At 43.1% G+C, this 11613-nt stretch carries 11 protein-coding genes and 1 riboswitch; of the genes, 7 read left to right on the plus strand and 4 right to left on the minus strand.

From position 1 onward, the window contains the following. Positions 1-145: 145 nt before the first annotated feature. Positions 146-1417, plus strand: a complete 1272-nt coding sequence (locus FD12_RS03245) for a cation:dicarboxylate symporter family transporter (RefSeq protein ID WP_056981662.1) — start codon at positions 146-148, stop codon at positions 1415-1417. A 599-nt stretch (positions 1418-2016) separates the two neighbouring features. Further along, positions 2017-2181, minus strand: a riboswitch (M-box (ykoK) riboswitch). Positions 2182-2238: 57 nt separating this feature from the next. On the opposite strand, the gene FD12_RS03250 is transcribed toward FD12_RS03245, so the two are convergent. Beyond that, on the minus strand, positions 2239-3753 hold the full coding sequence (locus tag FD12_RS03250) for a multicopper oxidase family protein (RefSeq protein ID WP_056981664.1): 1515 nt from the start codon (positions 3751-3753) through the stop codon (positions 2239-2241). 107 nt (positions 3754-3860) lie between these two features. Between FD12_RS03250 and FD12_RS03255 the strand changes: the two genes are divergently transcribed. From FD12_RS03255 to FD12_RS03275, 5 genes are all read left to right on the plus strand, one after another. Then, positions 3861-4205 carry a hypothetical protein gene (locus tag FD12_RS03255; protein ID WP_082622151.1) on the plus strand — a complete coding sequence of 115 codons (345 nt, stop codon included), beginning with the start codon at positions 3861-3863 and terminating at the stop codon, positions 4203-4205. Positions 4206-4275: 70 nt separating this feature from the next. Then, on the plus strand, positions 4276-4521 hold the full coding sequence (locus tag FD12_RS03260; protein ID WP_054749016.1) for a hypothetical protein: 246 nt from the start codon (positions 4276-4278) through the stop codon (positions 4519-4521). A gap of 329 nt (positions 4522-4850) precedes the next feature. Next, positions 4851-5435, plus strand: coding sequence for a signal peptidase I (gene lepB, locus FD12_RS03265; protein WP_054749015.1), 585 nt, complete (start codon positions 4851-4853; stop codon positions 5433-5435). A 333-nt stretch (positions 5436-5768) separates the two neighbouring features. Next, positions 5769-6815 carry an LLM class flavin-dependent oxidoreductase gene (locus FD12_RS03270; RefSeq protein WP_054749014.1) on the plus strand — a complete coding sequence of 349 codons (1047 nt, stop codon included), beginning with the start codon at positions 5769-5771 and terminating at the stop codon, positions 6813-6815. Positions 6816-6817: 2 nt separating this feature from the next. After that, the gene (locus tag FD12_RS03275) at positions 6818-7501 is read left to right on the plus strand and encodes an NADPH-dependent F420 reductase (protein ID WP_056981666.1); all 684 of its coding nucleotides are present in this window, start codon (positions 6818-6820) and stop codon (positions 7499-7501) included. Between the two features lie 108 nt (positions 7502-7609). On the opposite strand, the gene FD12_RS03280 is transcribed toward FD12_RS03275, so the two are convergent. From FD12_RS03280 to FD12_RS03290, 3 genes are read right to left on the minus strand one after another with little or no spacing between them, the layout of a single operon-like run. After that, the gene (locus tag FD12_RS03280) at positions 7610-8251 is read right to left on the minus strand and encodes an NAD(P)H-binding protein (RefSeq protein WP_054749013.1); all 642 of its coding nucleotides are present in this window, start codon (positions 8249-8251) and stop codon (positions 7610-7612) included. 13 nt (positions 8252-8264) lie between these two features. Then, the gene (locus tag FD12_RS03285; RefSeq protein ID WP_054749012.1) at positions 8265-9308 is read right to left on the minus strand and encodes an alcohol dehydrogenase catalytic domain-containing protein; all 1044 of its coding nucleotides are present in this window, start codon (positions 9306-9308) and stop codon (positions 8265-8267) included. A 9-nt stretch (positions 9309-9317) separates the two neighbouring features. Then, entirely contained in the window at positions 9318-10178 is an 861-nt protein-coding gene (locus tag FD12_RS03290; protein ID WP_054749011.1) for an aldo/keto reductase, read from the minus strand. 142 nt (positions 10179-10320) lie between these two features. On the opposite strand from FD12_RS03290, the gene FD12_RS03295 reads away from it, so the two are divergent. Beyond that, on the plus strand, positions 10321-11199 hold the full coding sequence (locus tag FD12_RS03295; protein ID WP_056981667.1) for a LysR family transcriptional regulator: 879 nt from the start codon (positions 10321-10323) through the stop codon (positions 11197-11199). Positions 11200-11613 lie beyond the last annotated feature (414 nt).

The raw sequence follows: 11613 nt of genomic DNA on the forward strand, positions 1-11613 counted from the left end.
ACGCCGAGAGTAGTTGGGGGATCGCCCCCTGCGAGGGTAGGACGTTGCCACGCAATCAATAAGGGTCTTCAATGGTATTTACTGTTGAAGGCTTTTGTTTTATATTGAGATAAGTACATATTTTAAGAAGGATACAGGTGAAATTATGAAGCGCTACAAAGCATACCGGTTAACCTTAGGATGGCAGATCCTCATTGGGTTGATTCTGGGAGTTGTCTTCGGAATTATTTTTTATAAAAATAATACGGCGATTACGACCATGCAGAATATTGGAACAATGTTCATTAATTTGATTCAAATGATTGTTCTGCCAATTGTGGTTTCATGTTTAACAGTCGGAATTGCCAGCATGGGAGACATTAAAAAACTTGGTAGAGTTGGTCTGAAAACAATTATCTACTTTGAATTAATGACAACAGTCGCAATTGCGCTTGGAATGATAGTTGCGAATGTTTTGCATCCTGGGACGTTGATTGATATTCATTCGCTTCATGGTTCAGATATTAGTCAATACATGGCAACAGCAAAGTCTGCTCAGCATACGGGCATTTGGGGCACACTGTTGGGAATCATTCCCACTAACATTTTTCGCTCATTGGCTAACGGTGATATGATGCCGGTTATTTTCTTCTCGGTTTTCTTTGGACTTGGAATTGCGGCCATTGGAGAAAAGGGAAAAATTTTAATTGATGGATTGAACGCAGTAGCTGAAGTAATGTTTAAAGTAACCAACTGGGTGATGCATGCTGCCCCAATTGGAGTTTGTGCACTGATCGGCGTTGCCCTGGCAGAAATGGGCATTGGCGCCTTAATTCCACTTGGTTACTTTGTGGCAATTGCCTACGTCACAATGACCGTATTCATATTAGTTGTGATGGGCATTGTGGCGAAGATATTTGGGTTCAGCATTTTTGATCTGTTATTGGTTATTAAGGACGAAATTGTCTTAGCATTTTCAACCGCCAGTTCAGAAGCTGTCTTACCAAAGATGATCGAAAAAATGGGAAAATTTGGATCAAGCCAAGGAATTGTTTCTTTTGTCATTCCAACTGGCTATACGTTTAATTTGGATGGTTCGGCAATTTATCAATCAATTGCGGCACTCTTCCTAGCTCAGGCATACCATATCAACCTTTCAATTGGACAGCAGATTACTTTGCTAGTTGTCCTAATGATTACTTCAAAAGGAATGGCCGGTGTTCCTGGGGCTTCCTTTGTGGTCCTACTGGCAACAATTTCAACAATCGGTGTTCCAGTTACCGGCTTGACGTTCATTGCCGGGATTGATCGAATTGTTGATATGGGACGGACAGCCGTTAACGTAGTGGGCAACTCATTGGCTACCGTCGTGATCGGTAAATCCGAAAAAGAATTTGACGAAGAAAAGTCGCGCAAGTACATTGCTTCATTTAAATGAAAGTAAAGCAAAAGCCGTCAACGAAATTTACGTTGACGGCTTTATAATGTTATTAGTTCGATAAGATAGCAGTCATTTTTCAAGAATTAGTTTCCACCAAATTCTTGGAGGTAATGTCCCTCATAATTACTATTATTATCGTATTTATGTGTTGGCAATATATGACGATTAACCTCATTCTCCCCAATTAGTTTCCTAAAAGGTGAAGCGTTTATCGGCTAACTTAACCGATTGAACACAGGTACGTCAATACCTCAATGTTCAAAACCACCGAGAAATTGCATTAATCGAATTCCCAATGAGTCGCGCTTTCTAAACAACGAAGTCGAGAAATTTCTTGTGATCCATTCAGCATTAAAGCCGATAAGCAAGAAACAAAACGTTTAGATGGTTAGACTATTAATGATTTTGGGAAAATCGATTGTAACAATTTCTCGTTAAATCAAGGTCGTGAGGTTATCACAACCGACTTTCCCTTGGTAGACTGATGTTTCGACGCTCCAGGATCTTTAAATTCAGTTGTCATAACACTCACCTCTTTAATCAAAGTTGTTGGAATAAAAAGTGTCCAGCCGTTAACGACTGGACACACAAAATTAAAGCTCCGCCAGTCGTTGAGCTTTAGCACTATGTGATGTAGTTATAAATAACAGCCACGTTAGTCCAAGCCTTACTTTGACTGGGACAGCTGACTCATTGGCGTTTTTCGACGTTTCTGAGCAGTAGCATTTTTCACATAGGAGCCTCACCTAACAGCTATATTCATTTTTCATTCCATGAGTAATACTATCATACCCATTAACCCTATGCAAGAATTAAGTTTACATATCCATGCCAGGAATATATAAGTCTTTAACCGCAACGCCCCGCTCTTTTGCGAATGCATTCATCAGGGTCGTCATATCCATTAATTGATAGGTCTTTGGATTTTCTGGATCGTAGACCTCAAACTGGGCCATCATGCCGCCATCTTCGTGTTCAATGATGTGGCAGTGGTTCATGTAAACACCGAGGTGCTCAAACCAAACTTTGAGCCGGACGGTTTCACCAGGATTAACCCCAACCGTATCTTTTAAGCCATTTTCGTTAGGATAGGGGGCATGGCCATTTCTAGACACCACTCTGAATTGGGTGCCGTGCATGTGGTAAGGATGAACCATTCCATTACTCATGTCATTGGTATTTGAAATATCCCAATACTCAACATGACCAACTTGTTGGCGATCGTCAATGCGTTGCATATCGAATTTTTTGCCGTTCATCATGACTTCTTCGTCCATTCCGGACATGACCACTTTGTGGACCGGAGCGCCGGCAGTTACTTCAGGATCAGGAATGTCGACCAAGTGATCGGGTAGCTCAGTATTGTCTGCAGCAAATTCATGAATCCGAAAATGCATAACGGGAACGTCATCACAGTAGAGGGTGACGACATCACCTGGCTTGTGACCCTTAAAGTCAACGATGATCTCAGCTCGTTCAGCACAGGTTAACATCAAATGAGTAAAGTCAACGGGCTCCGGCAATATGCCACCGTCTGACGCAATTTGGGTAAACTTGAGATCATCACTAAAATGCAGCCGCCATTCCCGTCGGTTGGCTCCGTCCAATAAGCGCAATCTAAGTCGTTGCGTCGTCACATCAAAGTATGGATTAACGGTTCCATTAATAACGGGGGTTGGTCCTTGCACGCCATCCGGATCATAATCAGCGATGTAATCTAACTGGTTGTCTTTGTGGAAATGGCGATCCTGCAAAATAACTGGAATATCGTCCACCCCAAAATTTCTAGGGAATGGCAGTTTAGCTTCCACGTCATCGGTCACCAAAACTTCGGTAGCTAACCCCTTCCACACATGTTCTGCAGTGGCTGGACACGGATGGGCATGAAGCCAAAGAGTTGCGGCTGGTTGATGACATTTAAATTCAATCTGGGTGCTTTCACCGGGATAAACTGGGGCATGGCAGCCACCATCCGTAATCGGTCCCGGCACGTTTAACCCATGCCAATGAAAAGTTGTTAATTCGGGTAGTTCATTTTTTAATGTAATATGAATTGTCTTACCATTCTTGAACAAGATTGTTTTGCCAAGAAAGGGGGCATTAAATCCCCATGTCTTTGTTTTGGCACCGGGTAATAACTGAACCTCACCAGGCTGGGCAATGACCGTGTAATACATATCAGTCGAGGTTTCCTCATCTGGCTTCAAAAGTTCTGGAATTCTGAGCGGTTCTTGCGGCGTCTTGGGCTCTTCAAGTGGAATGAAACCACCATCGTGAGTGTTGTACGCTGGTTCATCAAAAAAATAATCTGTGTAAACTGTTCTCTTCGACATAATTATCCGCATCCTTTGATTATTTTGGATTCTCTTTAATCATACTACATAATTAGACGTGACCACAAAGTTTGTGGCATAATGGAACTATAAGAGGAGGTGGCACTGTGGCAGATGTAGTATCTATCGATAAGTTAGATGAAACAGCGACTAGAAAAGCGATTGAAGATTTTATTGAATTCTATCTTCGTTGGTTGAAGAAAAATGATCTTGAAATTTTAGCTGAGTACAAAGTTGACTACTATTTGGCAGACATTAATCATTTTGTTTTTGAAAACCAGGCCTTTACTCCCGAACAAATGAGAGCAGCTTTATATGAAGAACGAGGCCAAGATATCAAACACGTGGTTACCGTGATTAATCCGGATTATTATCCAAATGGTAATTTAGTGGCTGGATCTTGGGATCAATGGTATCAAGATAAATTCGACAAAATTAGTGTTCGTGACTAGTCGTTTAAATATACTTTCAATGTCGGATTTGCTATCATGAAGTTAATATTACTAGTGAGGAGGGATTTTCATGGCTAAAGGCAAGACCAACCAATCAAAGGAACCGAAGCGCCAACAACCGTTGCATTACAAGACAGGGGTTGATGTGCATCAAATGGTGATTAATAAATCGGTTATGTCGTTGAAGGTACCCACCATTATTGCGCAGAAGCAGGCTCAGGGACTGTTATCCAAAGCCGTAGACGATGGAGTCACCCCTTACTACCTCAAGCAGGAAACCCTTGATAGGCTGAGTGGGATTACCCACCACGAATAAGTTGATTGAAAGATACTTGAATAAGTTGTCGAGACTGGGACAATCGGCGCTTTGATCCCAGAATTGAATGGAAGAGCAATGCATTCTGATTTTGAATGTATTGCTTTTTTTGCTTAAATGGCAAGAATCAGTTGTTTGATCCAGTACTAACCTAGGCATTAGTGACCAGCCAAATCAATGATTGCCGATTAGAATTAACATCTGCCCCAGCAACATTGTTTAGAATCTTCATGCTTTAAACATGAGGTGTTGGATATGGACATAGAAGATGATAAACTGTATTGAATGGATGTAAAAATGACAACTAAAGTGAGGAATTGGTGGATTAATTGAAATTTTTCAAAGAAGTATTGAGTTGGGTAATTCCTGTCGTCGTTGGGTTAGTCATTGGATTTGGGATTAAACAATTCGTAATCTCGGCCAACTTTGTCGACGGAGATTCGATGCAGCCTAATTTACAGAATAAGCAAATGGTGGTGAGCTTGCGGCAAGCTAAAATTCATCGTAATTCAGTCATCGTTTTCGATGCTCACGGGGAAGATCCTCAAGCAACCCCCAAAGATTACTACGTTAAGCGGGTGATTGGATTACCAGGTGATACAATTAATAGTCAAAACGGTAACATCTATGTTAACCATACGAAGTTGTATCAGGGCTACATTGGGACGCGGCAACGAACGATTGGGACCGGTAATTGGAATTTGAAGTCACTGTCCGCACACTGGGTTGGTGACCAGCAGGTGGTTAGAGTCCCTAAAGGAAAATATTTTGTCTTGGGCGATCATCGGTCAGTCTCTGATGACAGCAGGTATTGGGGCTTTGTTGATCAAGATAAAATTGAAGGAGTCACCAAGGCATTCCCATTTCAAAGCCGGAGTAAACAAATCAATCGGGCTTATCAAGTAACGCATTAGGAAGATGCTGAGATTGAGACGAAGGGCGTTTTGATCCCAGAATTTAACGAGAAGAACCAATTATTCCTGATTTTGGAATAGTTGGTTCTTTTCGTTAAATGGCCGGGATCAGCCGTTTGGCGCAGCTTTTATCCAAGTGGCTACAGCGATCCAAACGAATAATGACTGATTGGAAATTAATATATGTTCCAGCCTCGTTTTTGCGTTTAAATTCTGGGATCAGCCGGTTATTCACCCACGCCCGTTTTTAATTGGTGACTTTAGTTGCTTTTTGCGAGTATCTATAATAATCTTATATCATACTTACAAAAAATAAGCGTTCGGAGGAAAAATATGGTTAATGTAGATAAATTGCAATTTGGGTTGGAAACATTCGGGGATATTGTTTCCGCTGAAAACGGCGATCTCTTGACGGCTGGGCAATCAATTCGCCAAATTGTGAAAGAAGGCCAATTGGCTGACAAATTAGGCGTTGACGTGATCGGAGTTGGCGAACATCATCGCCCCGACTATAGTGTCTCCAGTCCAGAAGTTGTCTTGGGCGCCATCGCATCTGTGACTCAGAACATTAAGCTGGCCACAGAAGTAACGGTTTTGAGTTCTGATGATCCAGTTCGAGTATACGAACGATTTGCCACCCTTGAAGGGTTATCTGCTGGTCGGGCACAAGTCATGTTGGGCCGGGGTTCATTTACTGAATCGTTCCCGTTATTTGGCTATGATTTAACCGATTATGACGATTTATTCAACGAAAAATTGGAAATGTACAGTCAATTAATTAAAGAAAAGCCGGTCACTTGGCAGGGCAAGTTTACCCAAACCTTGAAGGATCAGGATGTATATCCTAAGACGGACTACGACGGCATTGAGACCTACATTGGAATTGGCGGCTCACCTGAATCAATTATTCGAACCGCTAAGTATGGGTATAAAGTCATTTTGGCGATTATCGGTGGGCAGGCAGATCGATTTGTCCCTTACCTTGATTTGTACAAAAAGGCAGCCAGTCAATTTGGCAAGCCCATTCAACCAGTTGCGGTTCACTCACATGGCTTTATTGCCGATGATGAGGATGAGGCCGTTGAAGTTGCTTGGAAAAACATTAAGGCAAACTTTGATCGGATTGGCTTGACCCGGGGGTGGGCGCCGATGAGCCGGGAACAATTTGATGGCGAAACCAAAGTTGGGTCATTTTACGTGGGGAACCCAGAACACGTTGCCCAACGAATGGCTCGAACGATTAAGTTGCTCGATCTTGGTCGGTTTGACCTGGTTTATGGTGCAGGTAATCAGACCGCCGCTCAGCGTGAACGAATGATTGAGCTTTATGCGACCAAGGTGATTCCGCGTGTTAAAGAAATTCTGTCTGAGGAGGGTTAGAAATGGCAAAAATTAAAAACGTTGGCATTATCGGTGCCGGTAAGGTTGGCATTGTATTGGCTCAGTTAGCCCTGGCTGCCGGCTATCATGTCAGAATTTCAGGTTCCGGTTCTGTTCAAAAAATTGCCCTGACCATTGAGACGCTGGTTCCAGGCGCAGTTCCGGCAACGAATCAGGGAGTTGTCAGCAAAAGTGATTTGATTATTTTAGCCATTCCCCTCAGTCGGTATAAAAATATCAAGCCAAAGCTGCTCAAAGACAAATTGGTCATTGATGCGATGAACTATTGGTGGGAAACCGATGGCATCCGTGAAGAAGTTCTGGATCCTGATTCAACTTCTAGTGAACAGGTTCAGAAATATTTCAATAAGAGCACGATCGTCAAAACCTTCAATCATATGGGTTATCATAATCTCCAGGAAGAAGCTCGGCCTGCAGGTGCTGAGAATCGCAAGGCGTTGTTTGTGACCGGCGATAACAAAGCGGCAGTGGATGAAGTTGCCGATTTTGTGAATACAATGGGATTTGATACGGTGGTTCATGATGATCTTGCTGATGGTATTATGACTGAGCCTGGCAGTAGTCTGTTTGGTGCAAGCTTGACCAAAGCGGAGCTTCAGAATGTGATTGATCATTTTGATGAGACTGAATTTGGACAGAAGATTAAAGCCGGTAAAGCAAATTAATTTTTTTAGACTCCTAACTAAATAAGCCAATCATCCGGACAGTTTGATTTTGACGGTCTGGATGATTGGCTTATTTTTTGAAGCTATCCTTTTATTTTATCGGGTTAATTAATAGAAACTTGGCTTCGTCCATTCTGTGTTGGGCTCACCAATCCCCAGGCTTTCTCGATGATAATTTTCCTTACCAGTTAAAAGGTCAGCCGCAAATTTGGCAACGGCTTCCCGAGAAATTTGGGCGTCTTTAAACGGTTCACCTTTCTTGGTCACGTTAACGGCAGTCTTGGCAGGATTGTTGTAAAGCCAGGTTGTCCGTAAGATGACATAATCCAAGTCGGACCTTTCAATCGCCGCAATCGTCTCAACATAATTGGTTTTCCAAACTAAGCCGGTATGTTCACGGTACCATGCTTGGAATGGACCGGCAACTTCCTGATAGACATCAGGAACGGACATTGCGATAAACCGTTGAACGCCAGTTTCGTCTAACACCTGAATGAGTGGCTGAACGATCGAAGGTGAGGCAACATAAGCAAGAAAAACGGCATCGGCGCCAGTCACGGCATTCTTCAAGGCAACCGGATCTTTTAAATCCCCGTCAACCAAGCTGACTCGGTCACCAGCAAACTGACTTAATCGTTGACTGGCATTATGGCCAAATAAAACGAGATGGGCATCGCTGTTAGTTAATAAATTCTGAGCAGTTAATTGGCCAATTTGGCCAGTCGCTGCTAAAACGACATATTTTGGCATGATTTTAGCTCCTTTACTTATTGTTAATGACTAATAGGGACTTGATTGCTGTCCGTTGATTCATCGCCTCGTAGGCATCTTCAACGTGATCAAGGTCAAAATGTTTGGTAAAGACTTTTCCAGGATTGATCCTACCATCAAGGACTGCCTGCAACAAGATAGCTTTGTCTGGTTGCGTAACCGAGGCAATCCCGCCTCTTAAACCAACACCCTTCCAAAACAGCTGGTTAGATTTTGGCTCAGTCTGGGGAACGCCAACGCGGCCGATGACAGCACCAGGTCGGGCAATTTGGCCTGCCTGCTCAATGGCGCCGGCAGCCCCAACACATTCAAGAACGGCATCAGCGCCGGCATTTTCTTTGGTAAGGGCTAAAACATCAGCTATGGCTTGGTCGCCCTTTGTTGCAACGACATTAGTGGCCCCAAATTCTTTTCCTAATAAAGCTCGATCCTCATGGTGACTCAACAAGATAATCTTTTCTGCTCCTAACAATTGGGCCCCAATGACACCACAAAGCCCCACTGCACCATCGCCGATCACAGCGACCGTCATGCCCTGCTTGATTTCTGCGTTTCGAGCGGCATGAAAACCGGTGGCCATCACATCTGACAGGGTTTGTAATGAAGCAAGTTGATCCTCTGAATAGTCTTCAGGTTTGCCAGGTATTTTAACCAGGCCTGAATCAGCTGGCTCATAAATCATCAATTCAGCTTGATAACCGCCATTCGTATGAGACTGTTGATTCAAACAATTACCTTCAAACCCATTTAAGCAGGCGACACAATGACCACAACCATGGGTAAATGGGACAATGACAAAGTCGCCGGGATGAAAATTTTTCACATCCGAACTCACTTCTTCGACGACACCAATTGCTTCGTGACCCACCAGAGAATTAGCGGCTCGTTCAGAAATACCACGATACCACCACAGGTCTGAACCACAAACGCTGGCCCGGATGACCCGAATCAGCGCCCGGTTGTCGCCATCAATTTTAGGCTTTGGGACGTCTGGGACTTCAACCTGTCCAGGCTTAATAAATACGACTGCTTTCATTTTTCCTCCTTATTGACGTAACGCCTTCAAGCTTTGACCAAAGATGCTTTCAATTGCGGCTGGATCGCGATGGTCGAAGAATTGACTTTCGTGCTTGTCCAGCGTGTTCATCGTTTGCATTTCTTTGTCGGTGAGCTCAAAGTCAAAAGCATTGAAGTTTTCAGCCATGCGGGCTTTATGAACTGATTTAGGAATAACCACAATTCCCCGTTGAATGAGCCAGCGTAAAATGACTTGGCCATTCTTTTTGCCGTATTTTTGACCGATGTTGGCAATTGTTTCGTTAGTAAAAATAGCGTGCTTACCTTCAGCAAATGGTGCCCAGGCTTCAACCTGAATATCTTGACTCTTTGCGAAGTTGACTTCAGCATGTTCTTGGAACCATGGCGAAACCTCGATCTGATTGATGGCCGGCTTCACATCTGACATCAATTCCAAATTCATCAATTGATCTGGCGCAAAGTTAGACACGCCGATTGACTTAATTTTGCCGGCTTGTTGGGCTTCCACCAAAGCTCGCCAAGCGCCGGCAATGTCACCGTATGGTTGGTGAAGGAGGTAAAGATCCATATAATCCAGTTCCAGCCGGGTTAAAGAATCATCAATTCCCTGCTTGGCTTTTTCATAGGTAAAGTGATCGACCCATAATTTGGACGTCACAAATATATCTTCCCGTTTCACTTGGCTTTTATTAATTGCCGCGCCAACTGCTTCCTCGTTATCGTAGGCGACCGCGGTATCAATTAATCGATAGCCGGTATCCAGCGCATCACTCACTGCTTTTTCAGCGATTGTTAAATCAGGTACTTGGAAGACACCGAAGCCGAGTTGAGGCATTTTATGACCATCATTTAAAGTTACGAATTGCATGATTAAAATCTCCTTAGTTGTTAATCTCAAGTTCATTCTTTATCTGTTAACAATGCAAGTATATGGCGGCAGCTTGTAAAAGAAAATTACCGATTAAGTATGTTACTATACAGATATGACATAGTAGCAGGGAGGCGTTGATTTGGCCATTGATTTAGAACTATTAAGAGAACTGGTTGCTTTTCAAAAGTATGGCAGCCTCAGTGCAACTGCGGAACATTTGATGATCACGCAACCAACGGTAACCAGGGGGATGAAAAAGCTTGAGCAGCAGTTGGGTGTTACCTTATTTGATCGGCAAGTCAGCAACCACATTCAGCTCAATGACACCGGCCAATTTGCCGTTGGAGAGGCGGAGAAGTTATTAAAAGCAGAAAGCGACTTTACCGGCAAAGTACGCAATTACGACCGCTCAAAAAATGAAATTGCGATTGCATCGGTTGCCCCTGGGCCAATGTTATTGTTAAATCAGATTAAGGACAAAATTGAAGGTCAATTGAACATTAGTGAGCAGACGATTAAGCCAGCCGAAGTGATTGATCGGCTGCAGACTTTCAACGACAGATTAATCTTTACCAATCAGGAAATCACCACTGATGATATTGAATCCATGTATTTAGGAGTCGAATATCTTGGGGTTGGCATTGATAAATTCAATCCACTGTCACAGCGGCAGCACATTTCATTCGCGGATTTAGCCGGTTTGAGTTTCCTTGTGGTCCAAGATATTGGGCCTTGGCGGCAAATCGTTGAAGCGCACATTCCCAATGCCTCATTTCTTTATCAGGAAGATTTGAGCGCCATGAGTCAAATTAGTCGATATTCAAATTTTCCGTTTTTCTTTTCAAACTTATCACAAGTAACGAGCACGACAGGCAAGCGATTTGAGAATAACAATCGGAATGCCGTTCGAATTGACGATCCGCATAATCAAATCGAATTCTACGGAGCTTATTTGAAGCGGGAACGGGAAACGATCCAACCAATTCTTCGAATAATTGGTCAGAACTGGCCTGAGTAATAGGGGATTGGAATGGGGATGAATGACTGTATTTTTTCTATTTGGTAAAACGTGCTCAGCACATCAGTTCCCTACATATAACTGAAAATGGACACTAATCGGAAAAACACCGATTAATATCCATTTACCAGTTACTGTTACCCAGCTATATTGTGGAAACGTGCCATTTAAGCCAGCTTTCTCCGCTTAACACAATAACAGGTACTGATGCAAGGGACGCGCATCAGTACCTGTTATTCCATTAATGCTCAAAAGCTTGATTGATATTTTGGGTTACATTCTGGATGAGTCTGCTTCTGAGGACAGCTCCGACAACCCTGACCCCTGCCACATAAGTCAAAAAAGTCATCGACGAACAAAAATGAACTGAACCCCTTGAATTGGAGAAATCTAATTCAAGGGGTTTTATTATGT

Source organism: Lentilactobacillus rapi DSM 19907 = JCM 15042 (genome assembly GCF_001436255.1).
Taxonomy (GTDB): Bacteria; Bacillota; Bacilli; order Lactobacillales; family Lactobacillaceae; genus Lentilactobacillus; species Lentilactobacillus rapi.

Excerpts from the sequence above, each read along its gene's own strand:
- FD12_RS03280 (WP_054749013.1), bottom strand. The coding sequence starts at position 8,251 with ATGCCAAAATATGTCGTTTTAGCAGCGACTGGCCAAATTGGCCAATTA.
- FD12_RS03290 (WP_054749011.1), bottom strand. The coding sequence starts at position 10,178 with ATGCAATTCGTAACTTTAAATGATGGTCATAAAATGCCTCAACTCGGC.
- FD12_RS03270 (WP_054749014.1), top strand. The coding sequence starts at position 5,769 with ATGGTTAATGTAGATAAATTGCAATTTGGGTTGGAAACATTCGGGGAT.
- FD12_RS03275 (WP_056981666.1), top strand. The coding sequence starts at position 6,818 with ATGGCAAAAATTAAAAACGTTGGCATTATCGGTGCCGGTAAGGTTGGC.
- FD12_RS03245 (WP_056981662.1), top strand. The coding sequence starts at position 146 with ATGAAGCGCTACAAAGCATACCGGTTAACCTTAGGATGGCAGATCCTC.
- FD12_RS03285 (WP_054749012.1), bottom strand. The coding sequence starts at position 9,308 with ATGAAAGCAGTCGTATTTATTAAGCCTGGACAGGTTGAAGTCCCAGAC.
- FD12_RS03260 (WP_054749016.1), top strand. The coding sequence starts at position 4,276 with ATGGCTAAAGGCAAGACCAACCAATCAAAGGAACCGAAGCGCCAACAA.
- FD12_RS03250 (WP_056981664.1), bottom strand. The coding sequence starts at position 3,753 with ATGTCGAAGAGAACAGTTTACACAGATTATTTTTTTGATGAACCAGCG.